This window comes from Proteus hauseri, from assembly GCF_004116975.1.
Taxonomy (GTDB): Bacteria; Pseudomonadota; Gammaproteobacteria; order Enterobacterales; family Enterobacteriaceae; genus Proteus; species Proteus hauseri.
Map to the genome: position 1 here is coordinate 3,469,612 of NZ_CP026364.1, position 26,972 is coordinate 3,496,583.

A 26,972-nucleotide genomic window follows, 5' to 3' on the forward strand; every position below is an offset into this window, starting at 1 on the left:
AGTTATTCACATCTTACTCTCTTCATTAAGCAGTTAAAAAATGGTTACGCCACATAAAGCTTGTTATTCAAATTAAATAAGTACACTTATTCTCGCTTAAGTGCTTCTTAACAAGCCCTATTTAAAGGTGTTCTGTTTTTAATGCTTCTTCTGAGTTTAGTTCTGGTTTGTGTTTTCTATTTTTATTAGTTATAGAAATGATTTGTATAAAATAGTCGTTAATATGGAACATTTCCATAACCAATTTTATTTTTTTTGATGTGAGTTCAATAACTGAGGATAAATTACATGTTCATACATCTTAAAGTGATGAATATGTATTTGACTAAGAGAAGTTAGCACAGATATTTATATGTAGTGGAAGATGAAGTGATAATTGGCTTTTGCAATTGAACAACTCGTTTTAGTCACTATTTTTAACTAGATGCTAGATTGTTGAGGCGGGGTTGTTACAGCAAAGATTAAAAATTGACAGAGGTCATGAGATTATAACCTCCGTCTATCTATCATTATATTCTACCGGGTTTACGTAATGCTCGGCGAAAATAAGATACTGGCATTTTAGGACAAATTTGTTCTTTTACAGCAGGATTATTTTCTAAATCCTCTCTTTCTATATCACTATTTTTTCTTCTACCTTGCGGTTGAGTTTCCGTTTTATTCATCTTCCCTTTCCTCAGAGATCAAGGCCTCATTAATAGATTCAATTTTTTCCACCGCATCATTAAGAATAGATGCGATACGTTCTGCTTTTTCAACAGAGAGCTCTTTTAATACCAATTTATGGCGCAGTACGGCTTTTAATTTACCAACAGCAGATTCAATTTCTTCAGATACTCCACCTGCGTTTTGAGATAAATCTCTTGCGTAGGCAAGTTTAGTTTGAATATTCTGTGCAATTTGCTGATGTTCAGCTAAAAAAGCACTTCCTTCAGGTGTAATGCTGTAATTTTTACGGCCTTTTTCAGCAATGTTTGCCACAACGAGATCCTGCTCTTCGAGCAATGTTAATGTTGGGTAAATAACACCTGGGCTTGGTACATATAAACCTGAGGATGCTTCATCGATACCACGAATTATTTCATAACCATGACTAGGTTTATTCGCAATCATGCTAAGTAATAAAACACGTAAATCACCATGATCAAACATACGTTTTAACTGACGGCCTTGGCCTTTACCTCGACTACCACAACCACCACGGCCATGTTGTTTATCATGTTCACCGCGCTCACCATGGCAACATTCACCGCGACCTTCATGGTGTCTACCGTGTTCACCGCGCTCACCATGGCAACATTCACCGCGACCTTCATGGTGTCTACCGTGTTCACCGCGCTCACCATGGCAACATTCGCCGTGACCTTCATGGTGTCTACCGTGTTCACCGTGCTCACCATGGCAACATTCGCCGTGACCTTCATGGTGTTTATTATGTTTACCCTTTCCACCACAACGACCTTTACCATAACCACCATGTTCGCCATCATCAGCATGTTGTTGGTAAAGTGAGTTTAATGCTCGAATCATCATAAATATTCCCTCATTGTTTTAGATATATCGAAATTATGTATAGCAATATAATCCGATATATCTAAATGATCAAGTTTTAGATATATCTATTTTGGGGTATAAATTATAACTCAATTTAACGAGTTGATTTATTTATGATTATATATTTTAAATAATGGTAATTATTATGAATGATTCTCATTATCTAACTTAGTGTTCTGTGCTATACAAGTGAACTGACGATGAAAATCTCACTAAAATTAGATAAAAACGTAAATATCTATAGAGATAGCGCTATCGAAATTAAAAATTAAGAAAAAATGTAGGAATAAAAGGATTGTGGAATTTGCAGTGAATATAAGCGACACTGTCACTAATGTGTTTTTGATAAATAATGCATAACAAAAAAGTGGATTTTCCATCCACCTTTTGTTTGAGCAACATAATATCAATAAAATATTACTCTTTATAAACTGTTTTTTAATGCAGATAAGATAACCTGTTTAATATATTGATACCCTTCTTCGATTTGTTGATCTCCGCATTTTTCAGCATCTTTCATGGTTAATTGAAGTAGGTTTAAATGTTTAACCTCTTGCCATTCACTTTTATCTAAATCGCAGTCATGACAAAGTTTGGCAGGGATATCATCACTATTACGAGCACAAAGTGTGAGTAAATTTAAATCTTGTTTATGATTACTTTGTAAAATCAAATTTTCATAGATAGCCTTATTTAGATTATTCTGTACATCTAAAGAACGATTACCTTTGATAACTATCGCGAAGCTAAGTTTATTAAAATCAGAAGTCAGTAATGGCTTAATGATATAAGACTTACCATTTCTTTTTATTTCCTTTGCCTTATTTAATACTTGTTCAAGTTTTACTCTGGCTGCCCACAATGTTTGTGCATGTAGACCAAAACCTAAAGAATTAAATGAATAAAGTTGATGAATACTCCAAATTGATGCAACAGCTGGTGCGGATTGAATTCCATCTATTTCATAGGCGGCATCTGCTTGTTCAGGGCAAACTTTGGGTGGATTTGCTAAAAAACGGCTCATACGTGCATCTTTAATACAAACGATCCCAGTAGGATATGGTGAGAATCCTGCTTGGAAAGGCTCAAATGAAACCGAATCAGCTAATGATAAATAAGTAAAACTATCATAAACATCCGGCTGTAATTCGAGTTCAGGAACTTCTTTTTTTAGTTTTTTACTCAATATTTCATAAGGAATTATTCTATTATTTTTATCAAGAAATAAACTTCTCATATAACCAAGTTGCGACGCATCAATATGAATATAGAATGAACTATTAAATTTCCGACTGCACTCTTCGCGTAATTCAAACAGTGGTTTTAACATATCTATACTACCGTAAGTGGGCGACCCTAAAACGCCTATCACGCCAAGAATCGGCTCTCCCTGTTCAATCAGTCGTAAAATTATTTCTTTCGTTTTGTTTGTATCTGTTCTAAATGTTTCGTCTATAGGTAATGCAATTAGATTATCATAACCTAACCCTAAGATATCCATTGCTTTTTTCCAAAATTCAAACCGAGAAATAGGAACAAGTAATTTACCTAAATGCATTGTTCGAGTCATACCTGTACCTCGGCAAGTGAGGTGACTCACATCATCAAAAATACCTCGTTCATACAATTTTTCACCTATCGATAAAATATCACCTACAGACATATTAAATAATTCAAATGCTTTTTTATCTGCGACTAAATCTCGTGATTTTGGATGTCTTGCAATTGCCATCGGCAATGTTTTTAAATTTCGTAACGCCCAAAGTATTTCGTAACATGCAAGAATATGACTTGTGGTGATATGACCAAAAGCTTTATCTGCATCAAATCCAATTAATTGGAAAAGATCACTCGTAATTTCTTTTTCTTGTTGTTTTTGTAGCGGCGAGTGATTGTTAAATACATTATCTGAGCTATATGCTAATGCGCTAAGATACCCTAATTTTGCCAACTGCATCACTTGTGAATTATGATGCGAAAAATAAGGTTCTATATTGGGTTGGTTATTAAATATTTGCTGTTTTAATGTAGTAAGAATATTGTCATAAGCATTATCAACTATTCTTTTTTCCAAAGCGTTATTTTTTGTTTTGTGTTCAATGTTATCGCTACTATTTATTTTTGCTTTTTGGGCTTTAGAAAAAAGATATTCACTATCCATTAATATTTTTGTCATCTCTCGATGATAACATACGAGAGTATCGGTCGCTCTAGAATGATATACACGTTCTGTAGCACTCAGACAGATTTCTTTATTGTTTGCCATCATCGCACCTATATATAAATTTTTGTTATTAATTCTAATGAAAATTGTGCTTATTTAGCATAATTAATATATATCTTTTTAAATGATATACTACATGATGAGTAATAATCTTCTTTATTTTATTGATATCAGATAAGATTTTAAGATTCTATGATTACATTTTCACTATCTTATGACAAACCAATCAATTTTATTCGTTAATTACACTATTTCATTATCAATTTTGATTTAAGTTATATTTTTATAAAAATTATTTTATTTTCACTGTGGTCAATACTTAGCTCTAACTTAATTTAAATATACAACTGTTTTTATCGACTAATATCTATTCCAAAGTAATAATTATTTATTTTATTCTTATAAAGAGGATTTTTTTTACTAAGAGTCATTAGCTTTTATTTCGATACAAAAAAACACACAATAGATTAGATGTGTGTTTTTTCAGAATAATCGTGATCAACGACTTAAATATTGTCGCCCTGCTTATAACAAATTATTTTTTATAAGTCTGATATCATCTATTTATGTTATATCAAGAGAGTTCGAGCATGACCTTACCAATTAAGTCACCCGACTCCATTAATTGATGTGCTTTTCCTACCTCGTCTAAAGGGTAAATGGCATTAATAATAGGTTTTATTTTACCACTAGTAATCAATGGCCAGACTTGTTGCTTTAATTCTTGCGCTATTTCGACTTTTTCTTCTACTGTTCGAGAACGCATTGTTGAACCAGTATGAATTAAGCGTTTAATCATCATTGGCATCATATTTAAATTTTTAGGCATCCCTTTCATCATGCCAACTTGTATTATTCTGCCGAATTTAGCTGCGACTTGGTAGTTTTTCTCAACGTAATCGCCACCAATGATATCAAGGACAACATCAACACCTTTCCCTTCCGTTAAGTTAGGAATTTCATGAGCAAAATCTTTTAATTTATAATTGATAACATAATCAGCACCTAACTTTAATGCCACAGCTTCTTTATCTGCCGATCCAACTGTTGTAAATACTTTTGCACCTATTGCATGGGCAAGCATAATAGCGATAGAGCCAATACCTGATGTACCACCATGTATAAGAACAGACTCACCTTTTTTCAATTTACCTAATTGAAAAAGATTTGCCCATACTGTAAATAAATTTTCAGGCAATGCGGCAGCTTCAATATCACTCATGTTCATTGATGGTAGTGCGATATCTTCATGTACAAGGCAATATTGCGCATATCCCCCTCCCGCGACTAATGCGCAAACACGATCACCTAATTTCCACTGAGAGCATCCTTCTCCCAAAGCAACAATTTCTCCCGCTATTTCTAATCCAGGGATAGGAGATGCATCTGCTGGTGGAGGATAACTGCCTTGTCGTTGGAATATATCGGGCCGATTTACACCAGCAGCCCCTACTTTAACTAACATGTAGTGAGGTGCTAATAATGGTAATGGAGCGACTTGTGCTTGCAGTTTATCAATACCACCCGGTTCAATTATCGCAATTTCGACCATTTCTTTGGGTAAGGAGTGATTTTGAGTCATTAGTTTTCCCTTATCTATTTTACTCGTCATCAGAGTTTAATGATGTTTTAACCACTAAATAAAAACTATTATCAATATAATCGATAATAGTTTTATCAAACTGACAAGTAAAATATTAGCGCACGAATGGAAAATTATAACCATCCCTGTTTTTTATGCTGAGTGCATATTGGGCATAGTTTTGATTCAGGTTCCCATGCTAGAAATGCTAAACGGCATTTTTCACAATGAGCATCATAATAATGATAACGCATTGGTTCACTATTTTTTGCGGCTTGTTCATCGATCATTATTGATTTAGGAAAACAAACAATTTGGCAATTCATACAACCTGTGCAGCGTTTCTCATCTAATGTAAAAACATTATTTTCAAGTTCAATTGCATTTTCATCACATACCTTGGCACAAGCAGAACAAAGGATACAACTCTCTTTATCAAGCTTAATTTGAAACCAACTATCTTCAGGATAAAGCTGCTTTCTTGCATTTAACCCTGTTTTTACATGGTTTTTATTCAGTGGCTTTTCATCAAGTTTTTGACGAAAAAGCATAAAGCGCCGCCCACTATCCACATCCATTGGTTCAGTAATAACTAACTGCCAAATAGGTTCTTGTAATGTTTTAAGTTGTAAATTTAATTTAGCCAAAACTGAAAGCCATTTGTCGACTAAAGGTTCGGTAATTTTCATACCGCGAATTTGAAATTGGCGATGCCAAACTAATAATTCTTCGACGCTTGCGAGAGGCTCATCATGACTAACGACTAACAAGTTATCTTGGTAAGTTCTTTCATGGGGGGTGATATTTTCTATTGCATCAACGGGGCAAGTAAATAAACAGTTACCACATTGAAAACAAAGCTCATTATCTATTTCAACATTTAAATGACCAAATGTAATAGCACCCACAGGGCAACTTCTTAAACAGCTATCACATAAGCTTTGTTTGAGGCGTTTCCTGACACATTTATCATTAATTACAGGTTCAGGGGGAAGATCCACCTTAATAAAACGCCTCATACATTACTACTCCGTTACTTAACTATAAGAAATGCAAACCGATTAAGCATCTCACCAATAATTGTTACACCACAACCGGCTAAAAACAGATGTGAACCTGACGTAAATACAGCTGCGCGATATTTCCACAAACTATATCCAATCATAACAATACTGAGAATAAACAATATCCATGCAGATATTCTTAATCCGAATGTTTCATTATACGCAATGATAGGCATGTGAGGGAAAGTAATTGCAGCACCGGTTGAAAATAGTGCACCAATAAACATAAAGTATGTATTAGCATGCATCCATGTCAGCATTGATGTGTGGTAATAAAGAGATGCCATGCAGAAGATATCAATGATGCCCAATATACCAATTACAGCCAGAATGATTTTATTTATATGCCCTTTAATTAATACCAATAAGGTATAAAGACATAAAGCACCTAGATAAATGGCAGCAAAAGTAAAGTGCAGTTAGAATAATGACACCAACAGAGCTTTGAACAAACAAAGTAAAAGTAACTAGTGGCCATTCACTCATGCTTGATTTCCTCCTTTTTTATCGTCCCCGTATGTGGTTTGATAACTAAATTCGGATTAGTTATTGTGACATTGAGTAATCCTTGAACTTGGCTTAAATAGCCATACTTCTCTCTTAAATCTTTTATTCTGCATTGCTGTTGTTGGGCAATTCTTCACACATACTGGGTCGTCACAATGGTTACAAGAAATTGTTAGTGTGTAGGCGAAAACGGCGACCGGCTTCTAAATTATGTTTATCTTTACATGCAACTTGATAACGCTGCGCTAGCTTGTACAAAATGACGGAGAGTTAAATTTATAACGCCTTCACTTTGTTGATTTTGTTCTGTTTTTTTATAAACATATAATTCTCACATAACGACTTTTGTCAGTGAAAATAATAGGATATGGTGGTTTACCCTTATTGATACATATCAATACCACTAAATAGGTAATTGAATATTTCAGTCATTGCGATTTATTCTCAGTATAACTACGCTTTTATAACGAAAAACTAACTCTAGTTAGTATTAAGTTGTATCAAAAATACATCTAGTTAAGCTCACTTAAAGATTGTTAATAAAATAAAAGGAACTGTAGAAAAAACACTAATTTAAGGTAAAGAGGTAAATGAAATGTCAATATAAAGATAGAATTTTTTGGAGCCTACCTTGATTTTTGCTTTTTGGCGGGGATAATTTAGCAATACCGCTATGACTTACCTAAAAAATCGAATAATATACCAACTCAGTATAGGGTTAGCGCAAATTGTTCTAAATCAGCCTCCAAACAAAACATTGTTTTTATCAATATACATGATTTGTTACATTCAGAATTATTTCTATGCGTACCATTATTCCCCTTACTAAATACAGCAGTATGTGTTAAAATTGACGCATATCAATATTTTTATTTGTAATGAGCAAGCTTATGATCCCAGAAAAACGCGTCGTTCGCCGAATCCAATCTGGCGGTTGTGCAATCCATTGTCAAGATTGCAGTATTAGCCAGCTCTGCATCCCGTTTACTTTAAACGAGCATGAGCTTGATCAACTCGATAATATTATCGAGCGTAAAAAGCCCATCCAAAAAGGTCAAACTTTGTTTAAAGCCGGTGACGAGCTGAAATCACTTTATGCCATCCGTTCTGGTACGATTAAAAGTTACACTATAACGGAAGAAGGCGACGAGCAAATTACGGGTTTTCATCTGGCTGGTGACTTGGTTGGATTTGATGCCATTATTAATACAGAGCATCCAAGTTTCGCGCAAGCACTTGAGACCTCAATGGTTTGTGAAATTCCATACGAGACGTTAGATGATTTGTCAGGCAAAATGCCAAACCTTCGTCAACAAATGATGCGCTTAATGAGTGGTGAAATTAAGGGCGACCAAGAGATGATCTTACTGTTATCGAAAAAGAATGCAGAGGAACGTCTGGCCGCATTTATTTATAATCTCTCTCGCCGTTTTGCTCAGCGTGGTTTCTCACCTCGTGAGTTTCGTTTGACGATGACTCGTGGTGATATCGGTAACTACTTAGGTCTTACTGTTGAAACTATTAGTCGGTTGCTAGGTCGTTTCCAAAAAAGTGGAATGCTAAGCGTGAAAGGTAAATATATTACCATTGAAGATAATACGCTGTTGAGTGAGTTGGCTGGTAAGCTTCCTTCTTCTACAGAAGTCTAATTTTCATTTAACATATTTCATTTTTATAACGGGTCACACAAATTTGTGACCCGTTTTCTATTTTGTACTATTGCATTTTATCTTCTTGGGTTATCTTTAAAAAGTAGATGGATAAATCCAGCCCTAAAGAGGATATTACAATGGAAAAATATCAAAACCTTCTCGTTGTCATTGATCCTAACCAAGATGACCAACCTGCACTTCGTCGTGCGGTCTATATCGTTCAGCGTAATGGTGGGCGGATAAAAGCTTTTCTACCGGTTTACGATCTCTCGTATGATATGACCACCCTTTTATCTCCTGATGAACGCAATGCAATGCGCAAAGGTGTTATTAGCCAAAAAGCGGCTTGGATAAAACAGCAAGCACGCTATTACCTTGAAGCGGGTATCGAAATTGATATCAAAGTCATTTGGCATAATCGTCCCTATGAAGCTATTATCGAAGAAGTTATTGCTCATGAGCATGATTTATTACTGAAGATGGCTCATCAGCACGATAAATTAGGTTCGCTTATTTTTACACCGCTCGATTGGCAACTATTAAGAAAATGCCCTTGCCCAGTTTGGATGGTAAAAGATAAAGAGTGGCCAGAATACGGTTCTATCGTTGTTGCAGCTAATTTATCTAACGAAGAGTCTTATCACGATGCACTTAATTTAAAATTAATTGAGTTAACTAACGATTTATCTCATCGCATACAGAAAGATCCTGATGTGCGTTTATTAAGTGCTTATCCCGTCGCCCCTATCAATATTGCTATTGAGTTACCCGATTTTGATCCTAATCTTTATAACAATGCATTACGAGGCCAACATCTTATTGCGATGAAAGAACTTCGCCAGAAGTTTTCTATTCCGGAAGAAAAAACCTATGTTAAGGAAGGATTACCCGAGCAAGTGATACCTCATATGTGTGAAGAGCTTAATGCGGGTATTGTTGTTTTAGGTATCTTAGGAAGAACAGGACTTTCGGCCGCGTTTTTAGGTAACACAGCAGAACAGCTGATCGATCATATAAAATGTGATTTGCTAGCAATTAAGCCAGATGGTTTTAATTGCCCTATCACAGTTGATAAAGATCACGATTAAGCAATAATCGTTTAATCTAACCAATAAAAAACGCCCTATTGGGCGTTTTTTATTTTACATGCTTGTATTACATGGTTGTGATTTGTTGTGTATTACAGTGCTTTTAATATTGCATCAACACTAGCTTTTGCATCACCAAATAGCATTTGTGTATTTTCTTTAAAGAATAGCGGATTTTGTACACCTGCGTACCCCGTATTCATTGAACGTTTAAATACGATAACATTCTGTGCTTTCCACACTTCCAATACAGGCATTCCTGCAATTGGGCTATTTGGATCATCTTGAGCTGCTGGGTTAACGGTATCATTAGCACCAATAACTAATACAGTATCAGTGTCGGTAAAATCATCATTGATTTCATCCATTTCTAATACTACGTCATAAGGTACCTTGGCTTCAGCTAACAACACATTCATATGTCCTGGTAAACGCCCTGCGACTGGATGAATACCAAAGCGAACTTTAATTCCACGTTGACGTAGTTTTTCTGTAATATCGTGCACTGGATATTGTGCTTGAGCAACAGCAAGTCCATAGCCTGGGGTGATAATAACTGAAGTCGAGTTTTTCAGCATATCAGCAACTTCTTCAGCCGTTGTTTCACGGTATTCACCCATTTCACTTTCTTCAGCAGAGGCAGAACCATCCGTACCAAATCCACCTGCAATTACGCTGAAAAATGAACGGTTCATCGCTTTACACATAATATAAGAAAGAATTGCACCTGAAGAACCCACTAAAGCTCCCGTGACAATCAGCAGATCATTACTTAGCATAAAACCAGCCGCCGCGGCTGCCCATCCTGAATAGGAGTTCAGCATCGAAACCACAACGGGCATATCAGCACCGCCAATGGATGCCACTAAGTGCCAACCAAATGCTAATGCGATTAATGTCATTACGATAATAAGGAAAACTTGTAAACCTACACTGTCTGTTTTTACAAACCAAACCATTAATAAAAAAGAGACCACTAATGCTGCTAAGTTTAATTTATGACGATTAGGTAACATCATCGGCTTAGATGACATCTTTCCACTTAATTTACCATAAGCAACAATTGAACCTGTAAATGTTACTGCACCAATGAAAATACCTAGAAATACTTCGGTCAGATGGATGTTAACCATCACGGGTTCCATAGCTGTATTGTGATCTAGATAGCTATTAAAACCGACTAAAACAGCAGCTAAACCAACAAAACTATGCAAAATAGCAACAAGTTCTGGCATTTGAGTCATTTCGACTTTTTTTGCTAGGCGAATACCAATAACGGCACCAATTACCATTGCAATAATGATCCAGCCAACATTGCCCGCATAAGGCCCAAATATAGTGGCAAATAACGCAATTGCCATCCCTGCAATACCAAAGTAATTCCCTTGTTTAGAGGTTTCATGCTTTGATAAACCAGCAAGACTAAAAATAAATAATATTGCGGCGACAATATATGCCGCTGTAACAACTCCGCTGGACATAATTGCCTCCCTTATCCTTTACGGAACATTTTCAACATACGTTGAGTAACGGTGAACCCACCAAAAATATTAATGCTCGCTATTAAAATAGCGACAAATGAAAATAAACTTACCCAACCACCACTACCAATTTGTAATAATGCGCCAACAACAATGATGCCTGAAATTGCATTAGTTACTGACATTAATGGTGTATGTAATGAATGACTTACATTCCAAACAACGTAATAACCTACCACACAAGATAGCGCGAACACCGTAAAGTGAGATAAAAATTCTTTTGGTGCAACATTAGCAAGCCATGCAAATAATAAAAACGCGATAGCTAATAAACCGTATTTTTTCCAAGGAGAAACCGGTTTTGCCACTGATTTTTCTTGTGGTTTAGCAGCAGGGGTAACTTTGGGCTGCGCTGAAACCTGAATTGGTGGCGCCGGCCATGTAATTTCTCCGGCTCGAATAACGGTAACACCACGGATCACAACATCATCAAAATCAATATTGATGTTACCATCTTTTTCTTTACACAATAATTTCAACAAGTTAACTAAATTAGTACCATAAAGCTGAGAAGATTGTGCAGGCAAACGTGCGGCTAAATCTGTATAACCAATAATTTTCACACCATGTTCTGTAGTGAAAACTTTATTCGGTACTGTGTATTCACAGTTGCCGCCATTTTGAGCAGCTAAGTCAACGATGACACTTCCTGGGCGCATTGAATCAACCATTTCTTTCGTGATTAAACGAGGAGCTGGTTTTCCTGGAATAAGTGCTGTTGTAATAATGATATCAACGTCTTTTGCTTGTTCAGCAAACAATGCCATTTCTGCATCAATAAATGCTTTTGACATGACTTTGGCATAGCCATCACCACTGCCTGCTTCTTCTTTAAAATCCAGCTCAAGAAACTCAGCCCCCATACTTTGCACTTGTTCTTTTACTTCAGGACGTGTATCAAAGGCTCGCACAATAGCCCCAAGGCTGCCTGCTGCACCAATAGCAGCAAGTCCTGCAACACCGGCACCAATAACCATTACTTTTGCTGGTGGTACTTTACCGGCAGCTGTAATTTGTCCTGTGAAAAATCGACCAAATTCATGAGCCGCTTCAACAACAGCACGATAACCTGCAATGTTTGCCATTGAGCTTAAAGCATCTAATGATTGTGCACGAGAGATACGAGGTACGCTATCCATCGCCATAACGTTGATATTTTTTTCTGTCAGTTTTTCGAGCAAAGCCGCATTTTGTGCAGGCCAAATGAAACTGACAAGTGTGCAGCCTTCTTTCAATAAAGTGATTTCATCATCAAGTGGAGCATTAACCTTCAAAATAATATCGGATTGCCAAATATCTTGATGATTAACAACATCAGCTCCTGCTTCTTGATACGCTTTATCTTCAAAGCTAGATGCAATTCCAGCTCCATTTTCAATAGCGACCGTAAATCCTAATTTTATGAGTTGAGTAACAGTAGCTGGTGTTGCTGCAACCCTTGTTTCATTAGAAAGTCGCTCTTTGGGTATACCAATTCGCATAATTTTCCCTTCTTATCCATCCAAAATTTGTTAAAATTTCTCTATTAATATCATAAATATGCAAAAGTAGTGTTAAAAATAGTCATTTGCATACTATTAATAAGAGCTCTAATAACCTACTGAAAATAAAACCAATAATCTATATCTGTGTAAAGCTAAAATTGAACTTAATTAGATCATTTTAGTCGAAAAGGCATATTAATGAATTATTCACTATTTTCAGATAAATATCTGGTAACATATACTGGTCATTTGACCAAGTGGTTAGTCACTAAATAAAATAATGCGACAAATGCTATTATTACATGTAATAATTGCACTCTATGTGATAGATCACTATGTTCAGCACATGACCAATATTAATTGCGCAAGGCGGAAGGATTTTGTATGAAGCTGAAAACCTCAGTCATCGCAGCAGCGATGTTGTCTTTAACGAGTATCACTGTTGCGCAGGCTGCACAGGAATTGACACCAGAACAGGCAGCAGAATTAAAACCATTTGAACGAATTACAGTTATCGGTCGTTTTAACGCGATTTATGAAGCCGCTGACGCAGTTTCTCGTCGTGCCGATAAAATCGGTGCTGATAGCTTTTATATTCAAGGCCTAGATGATGTCAGTGACAGTGGTAACATGAGTGTTACTGCTGATTTGTATCGAAAAGATGCGCCTAAAGCAGATGATGATACCTATCGCGTATTTCATGGTGTAACAGAACTACCGAAAACAGAAGCAATTATGCTGCAACCTTTTGATACCGTTTCTATTAGAGGTTATTACCCAACGACTCCTGATATTAACGATGCCATAGCGAAAAAAGCGGCAAGCAAAGGTGCTGCATCATTCTTTATCGTACGTAATGTATCGACAAATGATGGTGGCAACCAAGAAGTTACTGCTTATATCTATAAAAAAGATGCGCCTAAACGTGCTATTCAAGCTCCAGAAGCAATCGTTCCCTTTGACTCAGATGCAGGCCGTGCTCTTATGGCTGAAGGCGGTGAAGCTGCAAATAAAGTTGAAAAACCAGGGTTGGATTCTAATACCGACTATGACAGAAGTGTAGGTACATTTACCGAAACACAAACGTCGATGGGCGGTCGTTACACTGTAACTTTACCTGATGGCACAGCGATTCAAGAAATTAACAAAGCATCCGCAGCATTAATGGATCCATTTGATACTATTACTTTTAGTGGCTACTTTGTTAACTCACCAGAAATTTCTTATCAAGTTGCAAAACGTGCAGCTGAGAAAGGTGCTAAATTCTACCATATCACGAATGAATGGCAGAGTGATGGTGGTACGGTTACCATTACAGCTGACTTGTTTAAATAAAACATCACAGCGTATCAATTAAAAAACCTTGCTTATGCAAGGTTTTTTTTATTCTAAATTTGAGCCAACACACCCAACTAATAAAAATGCATAAATTTTATGATTTTATGCATAGACAACAAAGTCAACTCTCCGTAAAATCTCGCTGTTTTTTAGTGTTTTTACCTTTGTCTAAAATTTATATATTCATATTTATTCTGTTTATTAAGCTAAAAACAACAAAATACGCTATTTGTTTACAATTTTAATCACGCAGGAAATTATCTTTGAATAAAAAACTTGGCTTAATGTCACTAACTGCATTGGTATTAAGTTCGATGGTTGGTGCTGGCGTATTCAGTTTGCCTCAGAATATGGCGCAAGTCGCTAGCCCTGCAGCGCTTATAATTGGCTGGGTGATCACCGGAATTGGTATCCTCTTTCTCGCAACTTCTCTTTTACTACTTTCGCGCCTTAGACCTGATCTTGATGGTGGCATATTCACTTATGCGAAAGAGGGATTTGGTGAATTTATTGGTTTTTGTTCTGCATGGGGTTATTGGGTTTGCGCTGTGGTCGCGAACGTTTCATATCTTGTCATTGTCTTTGCTGCGTTCAGTTTTTTTACTGATACACCTGATAACATCATTTTTGGTGATGGAAATACATTCTATGCATTAATCGGTGAATCGATATTATTGTGGATTGTTCACTTTTTAGTGCTAAGAGGCGTACAAACGGCAGCAAGCATTAATTTAATGGCAACAATGGCAAAATTACTCCCCTTAGGACTATTTATCATTATTGCCCTACTTGCTTTTAATATGGATATATTTACGCTAGATTTTAAAGGCATAAATATGGGAGTACCCGTTTGGGATCAAGTAAAAAATACCATGTTAATTACCTTATGGGTATTTATTGGTATCGAAGGTGCGGTAGTAGTATCTGCAAGAGCTAAAAATAGACGAGATGTCGGTTTAGCAACCGTGCTTGCTGTTGTTGTAGCGCTAATTATTTATATTCTTGTCACCTTATTATCTCAAGGGCTAGTTAGCCAACCAGAATTAGCGATGATGAAAAACCCATCAATGGCTCCGCTATTAGTTAAATTGGTCGGTAGCATAGGTGAAATTATTATTGCAGCAGGTCTTATTTTATCTGTATGTGGTGCTTATTTAAGTTGGACGATAATGGCCGCTGAAGTACCTTATATTGCATCTTTACATCATTCTTTTCCAAAACAATTAAGCAAGCAAAATAAAAATGATGCTCCATCATCTTCGCTATGGTTTACCAACTGTGCTGTACAGCTCTCACTAGTTATCATTTGGTTAACTGGTAGCAATTATAATACGTTATTAACTATCGCATCTGAGATGATACTAGTACCCTATTTTCTTGTCGGTGCATTTTTATTTAAAGTCGCTATCGCTCGTAGCAGTAGAGCCTTACTACTTATCGCTATTCCAGCTAGTTTATATGGGTTATGGTTACTTTATGCTTCAGGTGTAATTAATTTACTACTGTCTGTTGTTCTCTACGCACCTGGTATTTTGATGTTTTTATATACCCGTAAGCAATATAAAAACAAACAGCCATTACATACTAGTGAAAAAATTATGCTAGGACTGGTATTGTTTGGTGCTATACCAGCCCTTGGCTATCTAGCTATTGCTTAATATTAATCTTAGCCCCTGAGAAATATAGGGGCTTCTATCTTCTATCTTCTATCTTCTATCTTCTATCAAAATAGCATATCCGCTATATATGAAAAAACCAATATTTTTATGCTGTTAAGCTATTTTTTTATTCACTGAAGTTTAAGTATAAATAGTTAAAGCAATTAGTATGTTGTAACTAAAAAAGATGAATTACTATTTTAATATAAAGGCCATTTTTGCTGTGTTACTTTCTTATATTTTAGCAAATAGAACTTAAATTATTATAAACGAAAGAAATTTAAACTAAAAAGCAATTCGATTTCGACACATATAACTAAAAATACAATCAATGACAAGCATTAATTCTGACTTTTATATAATTACAATGAATTGTATTATCTCGCCTCATCCAAATGGAATAGAACTAAATCAAGTTAATTTATCTTAAAAGCACACCTGTAAAAATTATAAAGGAAATTAAAATGCAAACTAAGTTGCACATAACTATCGCATCTACAATATTACTACTTTCTTCAAATATGAATGTAATGGCTAGCAATGCATCTGGTACCATTAATTTTTATGGTTCTATCAATTCTACATCTTGTAATTTAGAAAAGAGTAATCTTACCATTTCATTACCTCCAATTAATAAATCAGATTTACCTAAATATAATAATTTAGCGACTGAAAATACAAAAGGAAAAGAATTTGAGATTGTACTAAAAGATTGCGGCCCCTCAAATAAAACTACTGAGTTAACAATAACCAGTAATAATTTATCACCACAAAAAAACATATTGATGAATACAGATAATACATCTTCAGCCGCTAATAATGTTGGTATTAGTATTCATAATAATAACGCCAAAGGAAAAGGTGCTATTATATTAGATGAAAGTAGAAAAATAGTTAGCACTATAGAAAATGGTACTACAACATATAAATTTTATGCAAACTATGCTGCTACTGGTTTAAATCCAACATCAGGTAAAGTTGCAGCTATAGCAAATTTTAATATTATTTATAAATAATTATAATAAAACACAGGATTATAAAATGAAAAAATATAACCAATATATTTTATTTACAATAATTCTGTGTTCTTCTTTTCTGACATATGCAAATGTCATTTATAGTGGAACACGTTTTATTTACAATGAATCAGACAATCATATAACCATAAGTGTTAAAAATAAAAATATTCAAGAAAATTATTTAATTCAAAGTTGGATAACAAAAGAAAATAATAAAAAAACACCATTTATCATCACCCCGCCTTTATTTAAATTAAAAGGTTCTCAAGATTCAGTTTTAAAATTAACTAAAATAGAACCTATAATAGAAAATAATCGTGAAAGTATTTTCTATTTAAATAGTAAAGCAATACCGTTAAAAGAATCTGATAATAATAGTTTGCATATATCTTTGAAATCAGTGTTTAAATTATTTTACCGCCCTACGGGGCTGCCAGAATCTATTGATGAAGCAACAAAGAAAGTATTTTTTTGTATAAATAGTCAAAAAGAATTAGTTATAAAAAACAAATCAGTTTATCATTTTACTATTCTTAGTATTTTCACCTCCAATAATAAGAAAGATATCTCATTTATGATAGAACCTTTTAGTGAGTTAAATATTGGCATTGTAGATTTTAAGACTAATATTTTAAATTGGAGTTATATTAATGATTTTGGAAATGAAGTTAATGTAACTGCTATCGATAATAAGTAATTTTACATTATGAAAAAATTACCATTAATTACACTTTTTCTGTTTTTTTCATCATATACAAAAGCAGATGCTCACTATTTACAAGCTATAGAAAATTTCAATGGGGATATCGATGTATCTCTACTTATTAACGAAAACTTTCTTGAGGGGAACTATAAAACCACAATCTATATAAACAATATAAAAAAGAGTGAACATAGTATAAATTTCAAAAGTGAAAATAGTAAATTATATCCCATCATTACAGTTTTAGAGTTACAGGAATGGGGAATAAATACTAATTACTATAAAGAATTAGCAATTAAAGATAAGAATGACATTATTGAACATGAAATCTTAAAAGACATTTTTAGAATAAATATAGATCTTAATAAACAAGAAATTCATTTTAAAGTACCTTTTATTGCTTTAAGTAATAATTTAAATAGTTCCAGAGATGAGTGGGATGAAGGCATCAATGCTTTTTTTTCTAAGTATGATTATCAAGGTCATTACTATAAAAACAAAAAATCCAACTTCTCAGAAGAGTATGTACATAATTTAATCCTCCATAATGGTGTTAATATATATGCATGGCGCTTTCGGCAATATTTAAGTTATGAAAATAGAAATAAAAAAATTTCCATGAATCAACAATATGCCTATAAAACGCTTAAAGAAATAAATTCGATATTTAAATTAGGTGATTTTTTTACATATTCACCAAACTTAAATACTTATAGATTAATTGGTATACAGTTAAATAGCGATATATCTATGCAACCGTCATCTTTAATTGGTTATTCTCCCATTATAAAAGAAATTGCTTATACTTATTCTGATATAACAATTGAGAAGGATGGGATAATTATTTACCAAACCTCTGTACCTTCAGGCCCTTTTATTCTTGATAATATTCCATCTATTGGTTCTGATGGAGAGCTAATACTCACCATTAAAGAAGAAAATGGAAAAATTCGAAAAATTAAAATCTGGAATTTTTCTTCCACTTCTTTATTACGGCCAAATCAATGGAATTACTATTTTTCTTTGGGTGTTATAGATAAAAAAAACAACATTTATAATAAGGAAAAAGAATTCCTAACGCAAACTACTTTATCATATGGCATTAATAATCAACTTACTGCTTTGGGAGGATTAGAAACAAAAAAGAATAATATCAATATGTTATTAGGAACTGCAATAGGTCTAAACTCATTTGGTATTATTTCACTTGATACCAGCTACAAAAAAGATCAAGAAAAACAAAGGTCTATACAATATAATATTAAATATCAAACAAATTTAATTTATACAAACACAAGTTTATTTTTTAATTCATCTTTTTATAATCTAGAGAAAAAGAGAAAAAATACACATCTTAGGAACAAAAAACATGAAGTGGAATTTTATTTTTCTCAGCCGATAAATAATAAATTATCATTACAAAGTGGATATAGCACTATTAATTACTCTGACTATAATAAAAAAGAAAATCGTTTTTTTATTAGTGGAACATCAAATTATCACAACCTATCTTATTCATTTGAATATGATCGTAGTGAAAGCCATAATTATAATAAAAACAATAAATTTTCTATTTTACTCAATTACCCTCTTGATCAAAACTCAGCTCATTGGCTAACGATACGCAGTTTATATAATAGTAAAGAGAAAGGTTTTGAGCATAATCTATCGATTAATGGTCATGTTCTAAAAAATAATAGATTAAGCTATAATGTTAATCTTTCAAAAAATAATAAAGGAGTAATCGACACATCAATAAATACAAACTACTTAAGTAGAATTGCTAAATTAAAATTAAATACTAAAGTTAATAAAAATAATCATCAATTAGGTTATGGATTAAGTGGTGGAATGGTCATTCATAACAACGGACTTACATTATCTCAAAGTTTAAGTAATAGTTTTGCCATTGTTAATTTTAATGGTGGAAAAAAAATAAAGAATATCGGACAACCTACTACAGAATCAGACTCACGAGGCTATTTAATCATCCAAAGTTTAAGTGAATATAATAAAAATACATTTTATATTGATGATAAATCATTAGACAATAAATATAATATTAATAATTATAAATATCACCTTACACCAACTAAAGGTGCTATTCTTTCTAAATTTATTAATGTAAAAACAGGTGAAAAAGCGTTATTTAATTTTAATGAAAATATTCCATTTGGTGCTACTGCCTATATAGAAGAAGCTAATGATTATTTATCTGAAATATTCTATATTAGTGAAAATAATGAATTATATATGTCTAACTTGCCACCTGCAGGAAGAGTTAAAGTGGTATGGGGGAAAGGAAAAGAAAAACAATGCTATTTCAATTATCAATTGAATCAAACTGAATTAAAAAGCGATATTTACTTTAAAAGAGTAAATTGTAACAAGGAGGAATAACGAATGAAAATTAGCCATCTATTATTTTTGCTTTTTTTACTATTAAACTGCTATTACGTTAATGCAGTAGATAAGCCATATAGTCAAAACTGTGTTTATGAAAATTCAAATGATAGTGAGTTTATTTCTTCTAGCTTATTCAGAATTAATTCTCAAGATATTAATTTAGATGCGAATATTGATGAAACCATGTCCGAGTCATATTTTCGTTATGCACCAGAAAGTTTAACAATTGTTCATTGCAAAAAAAACATTGAACTAAAATGGTTCATATCAGCAAAATATTATAAAGATAATATTTTTGAATCTGGGATCCCAGGAATAGGATTTAAATTAATTAGTAATGGAGATATTTTCTCTCTAAATAAAAATATTATTACCGTAAAAAAAACATATATCAATAACTGTAATTATCAAAAAGTTAAAAATGGCTATGATTTTCGATATTGTCAAGAAAGCTGGAATGGTATTCACCTTCATTTAGTCAAAATCGGCGAGTTAGACCTCTCGTTAAAATCCTTTAATTTTATCTCACCTATTACTATAAGTGCATATTTAGATGGTAAAAAATACAATAATACGCAATTACTTATTGACTTACCCAGGGTAGCTAATTGTAAATTAAGTATTAATGAACCAAGCATTCATTTAGAGCCAGTAGATAAAGACCGTTTGAACTATTATACAACTATTAATGAAAAGAATTTTTCTATTGATGTTGATTGTAAAAATAAAACACAAATAACATTGAAAATAGACAGTCCAGAAATATATAAAACAGAGAGTAAAAGTATTTTAGCTCTTTTATTAAACAAAGAATCTTCTGGTACTGGATTATTAATAAAGCACAATAATAAAAATTATATTCTTGGTTCAAAAATAATAAATAGCATCAGAACACCCACATCTAAATATATTTTTAATTTCTCCGTTGGTTATATAAAGATAAATAAAAAAATATTAGCTGGTAAAGTACACTCTCTTGCAAATGTTACTTTAGAATATAATTAAGGTATAATATGAAAATTCATGTGCTTACTTTTATTAGTTTATGTATTTTTCAATCTTTACCACGCTCATATGCCAATTATGTTTATGAATCAAGTTGTGAATATAACCTTACTATTTCACATCTATATAAATCAGACATTATATTGGAAGTTTTCAAATGTCCATCTTTATTCAATTATAATAAAAAAATGATAAAAATAATAGAAAATGGAATAATTTATCCTTTATCAATAAATAACAATGAAATAGGTTATTTTATATTAAATAAAAATAATATGTTTGCTACTAGTTTAAATAATAAAGTGTTAAATGTTTATTTAAATTATCAGTAAAAAAATGGCTCATAATTTAGACAATTTTTATGGGCCATTTTTATTTTTGTAACTACAATTTATAAACTAATTAAAACTTATTTGCTCAATTGCTTGTAAAATACGTTTATCTGAAATTGGAAAAGGAGTTCCTATTTGTTGAGCAAATAAACTCACCCTTAACTCTTCAATCATCCAACGAATATTTTGTACATCATCTTGCTGCTTTTGCTTTTCGGTTAATTTTCCTAGCCATTGCTGCCACTGTTGGATCACATTTTCAACTCGGCTCATTTGTGCCCTATCACGATTAGGATCTATAGCTAATTTTTCCATACGTTTTTCAATAGCACTTAAATAACGTGGAATATCAGCAAGTCGTTTCCAACCATGTGACGTTACAAACCCAGGAAAAACTAACTGACTAAGTTGAGCCTTGATATCTGATAATGCAAAAGCAACACTAATATCAACACGCCCTTTTAATCGTTTATTAATTGCGAATACTTGAGTCAAAATAGCTTCAACTTGCTTAGCTATTTCAACAACAGTATCGTTTAATTCAGCTCTTACATAATCTTGCAGTTTTTGATATTCAGATCCTTGCCAAATCAAACCACCATAAGATGCCATAAGTTTATCAACACCACATGCAATGCAATCATCAATAAGATCTAATACTTTACCATAAGGATTAAAGTAAAGACCCAATTTAGCTTTATTGGGTAATTTCTCATGAAGATATTTGATAGGTGATGGAATATTTAATAATAATAATCGTCTCACCCCCTCCCACATTGAAGTTTGTTGCTCAGATTCCGTTTCAAAAAGCTTAATACCAACACTATTTTTTTCATCAACTAATGCTGGATATGCTTTAACCGAATAACCACCTCGTTTTTGTTCATAGCGTTGTGGTAAATCACCAAAGCTCCAAATATGCAAATCTCGTTGTTCAATACCATCATCAGCTACAGCAGATAATGTTTTTTGCACTTTTTCCTTTAAGCTTTCCTTTAATGCATTAAGATCTTTACTTTCAGCAAGTGTCTTATTTTTATCATCGATAACCCGAAATGTTATTTTTAGATGATCTGCAACTTGATCAAGTTGCCAACTATCTCTATCAACTGTTACCCCGGTCATCCGGCGCAACTCTTTTTCAAGCCGATCAAGCAATTGATCCTCTGGCTTTGGTACTCGCTCTAGAAATGCAGATGCATAATTAGGTGCTGGCACAAAATTACGACGTATTGGTTTAGGTAATGATTTAATTAATGCCACAATTAATTCATGTCTAATACCCGGAATTTGCCAATCAAATCCCTCTTCTTTAACCTGATTTAATATTGCTAATGGAATATGTACTGTTACACCATCCGCCGCAGTACCCGGTTCAAATTGATAGCTTAATCGTAATTTTAAATTATCTTGTTGCCAATAATTTGGATAATCTAATGCACTAACTCTTTTGGCATCATCTTTGATAAGCATACTTTTTTCAAAATTTAGCAAATCTGGTGATGCTTTTTGAACTTCTTTCCACCACTTATCGAAATGGCGCGAGGAAACAATATCTTGAGGAATACGTTGGTCATAAAAAGTAAACATAGTCTCGTCATCGACTAAAATATCGCGACGGCGAGATTTATGTTCTAGTTCTTCCACTTCAGTACGTAATTTCAAATTATCACGAAAGAAAGCATGACGAGTTTGCCAATCCCCTTCAACTAAAGCATGTCGAATAAAAAGTTCACGGCATAATAGCGGATCAATTTGGCTGTAATTTACAGATCGAGAAGCAACAATAGGTAAACCATATAATGTCACTTTTTCATTAGCCATCACCGCACCTTGTGCTTTTGACCAATGAGGTTCACTGTAGTGATGTTTTACTAAGTGTTCAGCAATAGGTTCAATCCACTCTGGGTCGATACGAGCAGCTATTCGTCCCCATAAACGTGAAGTTTCTACCAGTTCTGCCACCATTGTCCATTTTGGTGGTTTTTTAAATAACCCTGAGCCGGGATAAATAGAAAAACGTGCATTTCTCGCCCCCGTAAACTCTTGCTTTTCAGCATCTTTTTGACCAACGTGAGATAATAAACCACTTAATAGTGCAACATGAACACTTCTAAAATCAGCAGGTTCGCTATTAACTGGGAATCCTAATTCTTTAACTACTTGACGTAATTGGGTATAAACATCTTGCCACTCTCGTACACGCATAAAGTTTAAAAACTCGTGCTTACAAAGTTTGCGAAACTGCGATTGGCTCAGCTCTTTTTGTTGAGTTTTTAAGTAATCCCACATATTTAAAAAAGAGAGGAAATCCGAATCTTTGTCCTGAAAACGACGATGTTTTTCATCTGAGGCCTGTTGCTTATCCATCGGTCTTTCCCGTGGATCTTGAATAGAAAGCGCAGATGTAATTACCATCAATTCTTTAACAGCACCATATTTTCGTGCTTCAAGTACCATTCTCGCTAAACGAGGATCAATAGGAAGTTGTGCAAGTTGTTTCCCCATAGGGGTTAAATGATACGCCCCCTGGCTATCCGTTTCATTTTGTAAAGCACCTAGTTCTTCTAATAAACGAACACCATCTTGTACATTTCGTTTATCTGGTGCTTGCACAAATGGAAATGCGCTAATATCTCCCAAACCTATTGATGTCATTTGCAAAATAACAGAAGCAAGGTTGGTTCTTAATATTTCAGGATCAGTAAATTCACTGCGAGAAATAAAATCATCTTCTGAATAAAGGCGAATACAAATACCGTCAGATACACGGCCACAACGACCTTTTCGTTGATTAGCTGAAGCTTGAGAAATGGGTTCTATTGGCAATCGTTGGACTTTAGTTCGATAGCTATAACGGCTAATACGCGCATAACCCGTATCTATTACATATTTAATACCAGGCACAGTTAACGATGTTTCAGCAACGTTAGTCGCCAATATGATACGTCTACCACTATGTGAGTGAAAAATACGGTTTTGCTCACTATTAGAAAGTCGAGCAAATAATGGCAACACCTCAGTATGGCGAAGTTGTAATTTATTAAGCGCATCAGCAGTATCTCTAATTTCGCGCTCACCACTCATAAAAATGAGAATATCGCCCGCACTTTCGTTACCCAGTTCATTGATAGCATCGACGATGCCATCCGTCATATCTTTGTCACTATCAAGTTCATCACCACCAATAGGACGATATCTCACTTCAACCGGATAAGTTCTCCCTGATACTTCTATTATAGGAGCTTGATTAAAGTGCTTAGAAAATCGCTCAGGATCAATAGTTGCTGAGGTAATAATAATTTTTAGATCAGGACGTTTAGGTAATAATTGTTTTAAATACCCCAAAATAAAATCAATATTTAAACTACGTTCGTGTGCTTCATCGATAATAATCGTGTCATATTGTAACAACAGTTTATCTTGTTGTAGTTCTGCTAATAAAATCCCATCAGTCATCAATTTTACTAATGTATTATCACCCACATGATCACTAAACCGAACTTTATAACCTACAGATTCTCCTAATGTACTTTTTAATTCATGAGCAATACGTTCCGCAACAGAACGCGCAGCTAGACGCCTAGGCTGAGTATGCCCAATATAACCTTTTATTCCTCGCCCTAATTCAAGGCAGATTTTAGGGATCTGTGTTGTTTTACCTGACCCTGTTTCCCCAGCAATAATAACCACTTGGTTATCTCTTATTGCATCATATATAGCCTTTTTTTTCTGACTAACAGGTAAATTTTCAGGATATGTAATTTCAGGGCAGTTAGTTCTGCGGCAGCTAATTAATTGTTGTGCTAAGATAATCTCTTGCTTAATTGCATTTAATACAGCTTGTTTTGACTCTTCATTATTAATTTTAGCAACGCCACGTAGACGTTTTCTTAATCGCTGCTGATCACGCAACGATAATTGCTCTATTTCTTGATAGAGCGAGGCAGATGATAATGTCACCTTTTTATTGTCCTTTTATAGCTCATTTTATGTCTAATTTATTAGCTATATGATATCACAACACCCTATCAGCACATAAAGGCTTCATTAAATTTCTTGTGCTTATCTTGTGCTTATTAAGTGATACTCCGAATTTTGAATAGATCCGTCAAAGGATCGTGATGTGATATTTTTACCTTTAGATAAGATATTGTTATCAGATAAATATAATTATTGACATAATATTTAATTACATTAAAAAAAATAAAACAAAGAGATATAAATGAAAAAGATCCTTATGCTGAAATCAAGCGTTTTAGATAACGGATCTTATAGCAATAAAATGGCCGATTATCTTATTGAAAATTGGCAAGTAATTAATCCTAATGACCTATTTACAATACGTGAACTTGTTAAAAATCCTGTCCCAATATTTAATCAAGCCGCAATATTTGTATCTGGTAAAGATACATCAATACTTTCTAATGAACAAAAATGGCAAGCGTATTATCTGAAAAATTGATAGTGGGGTTTAACACACATGATGTGATTATTATTACAGCCCCGATGTATAATTTTTCAATATCTATAATAGTTAAAAATACGACATTGATTTTATCGTGCGCACAGGTAAAACCTTTAGCCATAATGAGACAAGGCTATTAGATTAATTGAAAATAAATAAGTCATTGTACTCACAGACCGTGATATTATTTATAAAGATCACCCCTCTAATTTAGTTTTATCATTTTTAAGCCAACTTTTAAGTTTTATTAGCATTAAGAATATCCAATTTATTTTAGCCGAAGATATCGTTTATGGTGAAGATCATGCTCAACAAGCTGAGCAACAAGCTGAAAAATAAATTGATATCCTTATTCGCTAACAACATATTATTAATTAAATTAGACTAACATTCTCACCAATTAATAAAACACTGCTATAGTAGCTCCTTTATTATATTAAAATAAATGTAAAACAACCTTACATTAATGTTATATATAAAAATAACTTAAAAACGAACCAAATAAAATAAAGATAAGTTAATTTAAAAAAACAAACAATTAAAACCATAAAGATAATATATTAACAATATTTTAATCCAATTATCCAAAATAAATAGAAATAAAACTTCAAGTTATTTACTTTACATTTATGGTAACAAATTTTTATAATCCATTCATCCATATTATATTTATAATAACCATAAATTTCATTGTAATAGTTTAGTATTGTTTTTATTATTTTTTGGCTCTTATGATAATTGAATATTTAGAGCATTTTTTAATTTAAACTTAAATGGAATTTAAAAATGAAAAAATCGCTAATCTCACTAGTTATTTTATCTACTCTCACTGTATCAAATTTGGCTATGGCTGTAGATGTAAGAGTAGGCTCGCAAATAGCTCATCAACAGAATATTACTATCACTGGGCGGGTAGATGCGGATGCTTCCTCTTGCTTAGTTAATATAACTGAGAATGTCCGACTTGGTACCATTAAAGTGAGTGACTTTGATGACATAAGTCGTATTTCAAACAAAGACAGTGCTAATGTTTCAATTAATTTAACAGACTGTTCAGTAGGACTAATAAACGGCCGGATTACCGCTACAGTAGGATCTGAGACTATGACAAATATAGATCTTGAGGGTAGCAATGTTGGAGTGGCTGTACTTAATAACTTAGGAGCGGTAGTAAACCTCACGGAGAACGTATCATATAATTTTGTTATTTCTCCAGACACTAATGACGCAAGTTTAAGCATTCCTGTAAATTATATTAAACCCGAAGGAGACGCGGTAACTCCAGGGAATGTAGCAGTAGTATTACCGCTATCTATTATGGTATCAGATGGTGATATTATTTAGTGA

19 protein-coding genes and 1 pseudogene are annotated in these 26,972 nt (G+C 33.5%); 10 read left to right on the top strand and 10 right to left on the bottom strand.

The genetic code is table 11. The features are described 5' to 3' along the window. Window positions 1-509: 509 nt before the first annotated feature. The 7 genes and pseudogenes from PH4a_RS18155 to PH4a_RS18510 form a co-directional block, all read right to left on the bottom strand. Entirely contained in the window at window positions 510-665 is a 156-nt protein-coding gene (locus PH4a_RS18155) for a hypothetical protein (RefSeq protein WP_164971553.1), read from the bottom strand. Beyond that, window positions 658-1,533: a PadR family transcriptional regulator gene (locus tag PH4a_RS15900; protein ID WP_129041144.1), complete on the bottom strand. Its 876-nt coding sequence runs from the start codon at window positions 1,531-1,533 to the stop codon at window positions 658-660. The genes PH4a_RS18155 and PH4a_RS15900 overlap by 8 nt, the downstream gene beginning before the upstream one ends. Window positions 1,534-1,978: 445 nt before the next feature. Beyond that, window positions 1,979-3,730 (bottom strand): pyridoxal-dependent decarboxylase, encoded by a 1,752-nt coding sequence (locus PH4a_RS15905; protein WP_244212906.1) that lies wholly within the window; start codon window positions 3,728-3,730, stop codon window positions 1,979-1,981. Window positions 3,731-4,352: 622 nt separating this feature from the next. Beyond that, complete coding sequence (locus tag PH4a_RS15910; protein ID WP_129041148.1) at window positions 4,353-5,360, bottom strand: NAD(P)H-quinone oxidoreductase; 1,008 nt, start codon at window positions 5,358-5,360, stop codon at window positions 4,353-4,355. Window positions 5,361-5,494: 134 nt separating this feature from the next. After that, entirely contained in the window at window positions 5,495-6,379 is an 885-nt protein-coding gene (locus PH4a_RS15915) for a 4Fe-4S binding protein (RefSeq protein WP_129041150.1), read from the bottom strand. A 14-nt stretch (window positions 6,380-6,393) separates the two neighbouring features. Beyond that, entirely contained in the window at window positions 6,394-6,711 is a 318-nt protein-coding gene (locus PH4a_RS18355; RefSeq protein WP_244212907.1) for a hypothetical protein, read from the bottom strand. Window positions 6,712-7,032: 321 nt separating this feature from the next. Next, window positions 7,033-7,165, bottom strand: a pseudogene (locus PH4a_RS18510) (DMSO/selenate family reductase complex B subunit); the annotation flags it as partial. 656 nt (window positions 7,166-7,821) lie between these two features. Here PH4a_RS18510 and PH4a_RS15930 point away from each other — a divergent pair. Both PH4a_RS15930 and uspE read left to right on the top strand, forming a co-directional pair. Beyond that, complete coding sequence (locus PH4a_RS15930) at window positions 7,822-8,580, top strand: FNR family transcription factor (RefSeq protein ID WP_109406092.1); 759 nt, start codon at window positions 7,822-7,824, stop codon at window positions 8,578-8,580. Window positions 8,581-8,720: 140 nt separating this feature from the next. Then, on the top strand, window positions 8,721-9,671 hold the full coding sequence (uspE, locus tag PH4a_RS15935) for a universal stress protein UspE (RefSeq protein ID WP_129041152.1): 951 nt from the start codon (window positions 8,721-8,723) through the stop codon (window positions 9,669-9,671). Window positions 9,672-9,763: 92 nt separating this feature from the next. Here the strand turns inward: uspE and pntB are convergent, their stop codons facing one another. Then, window positions 9,764-11,152: a Re/Si-specific NAD(P)(+) transhydrogenase subunit beta gene (gene pntB, locus PH4a_RS15940; protein WP_129041154.1), complete on the bottom strand. Its 1,389-nt coding sequence runs from the start codon at window positions 11,150-11,152 to the stop codon at window positions 9,764-9,766. Between the two features lie 11 nt (window positions 11,153-11,163). Continuing rightward, on the bottom strand, window positions 11,164-12,693 hold the full coding sequence (gene pntA, locus PH4a_RS15945; protein ID WP_064719993.1) for a Re/Si-specific NAD(P)(+) transhydrogenase subunit alpha: 1,530 nt from the start codon (window positions 12,691-12,693) through the stop codon (window positions 11,164-11,166). A 387-nt stretch (window positions 12,694-13,080) separates the two neighbouring features. Between pntA and ydgH the strand changes: the two genes are divergently transcribed. The 6 genes from ydgH (at window position 13,081) to PH4a_RS15975 (ending at window position 20,825) form a co-directional block, all read left to right on the top strand. Further along, window positions 13,081-14,031 (top strand): DUF1471 family protein YdgH, encoded by a 951-nt coding sequence (gene ydgH, locus PH4a_RS15950; RefSeq protein WP_064719994.1) that lies wholly within the window; start codon window positions 13,081-13,083, stop codon window positions 14,029-14,031. 266 nt (window positions 14,032-14,297) lie between these two features. After that, window positions 14,298-15,692 (top strand): basic amino acid/polyamine antiporter, encoded by a 1,395-nt coding sequence (locus PH4a_RS15955; protein WP_129041156.1) that lies wholly within the window; start codon window positions 14,298-14,300, stop codon window positions 15,690-15,692. Window positions 15,693-16,156: 464 nt separating this feature from the next. Continuing rightward, window positions 16,157-16,708, top strand: coding sequence for a fimbrial protein (locus PH4a_RS15960; RefSeq protein WP_129041159.1), 552 nt, complete (start codon window positions 16,157-16,159; stop codon window positions 16,706-16,708). Window positions 16,709-16,733: 25 nt separating this feature from the next. Then, the gene (locus PH4a_RS15965) at window positions 16,734-17,408 is read left to right on the top strand and encodes a fimbrial biogenesis chaperone (protein WP_129041160.1); all 675 of its coding nucleotides are present in this window, start codon (window positions 16,734-16,736) and stop codon (window positions 17,406-17,408) included. Between the two features lie 9 nt (window positions 17,409-17,417). Continuing rightward, window positions 17,418-19,814, top strand: coding sequence for a fimbria/pilus outer membrane usher protein (locus PH4a_RS15970; protein ID WP_129041162.1), 2,397 nt, complete (start codon window positions 17,418-17,420; stop codon window positions 19,812-19,814). Between the two features lie 3 nt (window positions 19,815-19,817). Continuing rightward, complete coding sequence (locus PH4a_RS15975; protein ID WP_129041164.1) at window positions 19,818-20,825, top strand: fimbrial protein; 1,008 nt, start codon at window positions 19,818-19,820, stop codon at window positions 20,823-20,825. A 398-nt stretch (window positions 20,826-21,223) separates the two neighbouring features. On the opposite strand, the gene hrpA is transcribed toward PH4a_RS15975, so the two are convergent. Next, window positions 21,224-25,120 (bottom strand): ATP-dependent RNA helicase HrpA, encoded by a 3,897-nt coding sequence (gene hrpA, locus PH4a_RS15980; RefSeq protein WP_129041166.1) that lies wholly within the window; start codon window positions 25,118-25,120, stop codon window positions 21,224-21,226. Window positions 25,121-25,382: 262 nt separating this feature from the next. Here hrpA and PH4a_RS18365 point away from each other — a divergent pair, with 262 nt between their 5' ends. Together PH4a_RS18365 and PH4a_RS15990 are read left to right on the top strand one after the other, a co-directional pair. After that, window positions 25,383-25,622, top strand: coding sequence for an NADPH-dependent FMN reductase family protein (locus PH4a_RS18365; protein ID WP_244212908.1), 240 nt, complete (start codon window positions 25,383-25,385; stop codon window positions 25,620-25,622). A gap of 789 nt (window positions 25,623-26,411) precedes the next feature. Beyond that, window positions 26,412-26,969: a fimbrial protein gene (locus PH4a_RS15990; RefSeq protein WP_129041168.1), complete on the top strand. Its 558-nt coding sequence runs from the start codon at window positions 26,412-26,414 to the stop codon at window positions 26,967-26,969. Window positions 26,970-26,972 lie beyond the last annotated feature (3 nt).

What these genes read in the sequence shown, in the direction of transcription:
- PH4a_RS15910 (WP_129041148.1), bottom strand. Translation starts at nt 5,360, where the DNA reads ATGACTCAAAATCACTCCTTACCCAAAGAAATGGTCGAAATTGCGATA.
- PH4a_RS15965 (WP_129041160.1), top strand. Translation starts at nt 16,734, where the DNA reads ATGAAAAAATATAACCAATATATTTTATTTACAATAATTCTGTGTTCT.
- PH4a_RS15900 (WP_129041144.1), bottom strand. Translation starts at nt 1,533, where the DNA reads ATGATGATTCGAGCATTAAACTCACTTTACCAACAACATGCTGATGAT.
- PH4a_RS15915 (WP_129041150.1), bottom strand. Translation starts at nt 6,379, where the DNA reads ATGAGGCGTTTTATTAAGGTGGATCTTCCCCCTGAACCTGTAATTAAT.
- pntB (WP_129041154.1), bottom strand. Translation starts at nt 11,152, where the DNA reads ATGTCCAGCGGAGTTGTTACAGCGGCATATATTGTCGCCGCAATATTA.
- PH4a_RS15975 (WP_129041164.1), top strand. Translation starts at nt 19,818, where the DNA reads ATGAAAATTAGCCATCTATTATTTTTGCTTTTTTTACTATTAAACTGC.
- PH4a_RS15960 (WP_129041159.1), top strand. Translation starts at nt 16,157, where the DNA reads ATGCAAACTAAGTTGCACATAACTATCGCATCTACAATATTACTACTT.
- PH4a_RS15990 (WP_129041168.1), top strand. Translation starts at nt 26,412, where the DNA reads ATGAAAAAATCGCTAATCTCACTAGTTATTTTATCTACTCTCACTGTA.
- PH4a_RS15905 (WP_244212906.1), bottom strand. Translation starts at nt 3,730, where the DNA reads ATGACAAAAATATTAATGGATAGTGAATATCTTTTTTCTAAAGCCCAA.
- PH4a_RS18155 (WP_164971553.1), bottom strand. Translation starts at nt 665, where the DNA reads ATGAATAAAACGGAAACTCAACCGCAAGGTAGAAGAAAAAATAGTGAT.
- PH4a_RS18355 (WP_244212907.1), bottom strand. Translation starts at nt 6,711, where the DNA reads ATGGCATCTCTTTATTACCACACATCAATGCTGACATGGATGCATGCT.
- ydgH (WP_064719994.1), top strand. Translation starts at nt 13,081, where the DNA reads ATGAAGCTGAAAACCTCAGTCATCGCAGCAGCGATGTTGTCTTTAACG.
- uspE (WP_129041152.1), top strand. Translation starts at nt 8,721, where the DNA reads ATGGAAAAATATCAAAACCTTCTCGTTGTCATTGATCCTAACCAAGAT.
- PH4a_RS15930 (WP_109406092.1), top strand. Translation starts at nt 7,822, where the DNA reads ATGATCCCAGAAAAACGCGTCGTTCGCCGAATCCAATCTGGCGGTTGT.
- pntA (WP_064719993.1), bottom strand. Translation starts at nt 12,693, where the DNA reads ATGCGAATTGGTATACCCAAAGAGCGACTTTCTAATGAAACAAGGGTT.
- PH4a_RS15970 (WP_129041162.1), top strand. Translation starts at nt 17,418, where the DNA reads ATGAAAAAATTACCATTAATTACACTTTTTCTGTTTTTTTCATCATAT.
- PH4a_RS18365 (WP_244212908.1), top strand. Translation starts at nt 25,383, where the DNA reads ATGAAAAAGATCCTTATGCTGAAATCAAGCGTTTTAGATAACGGATCT.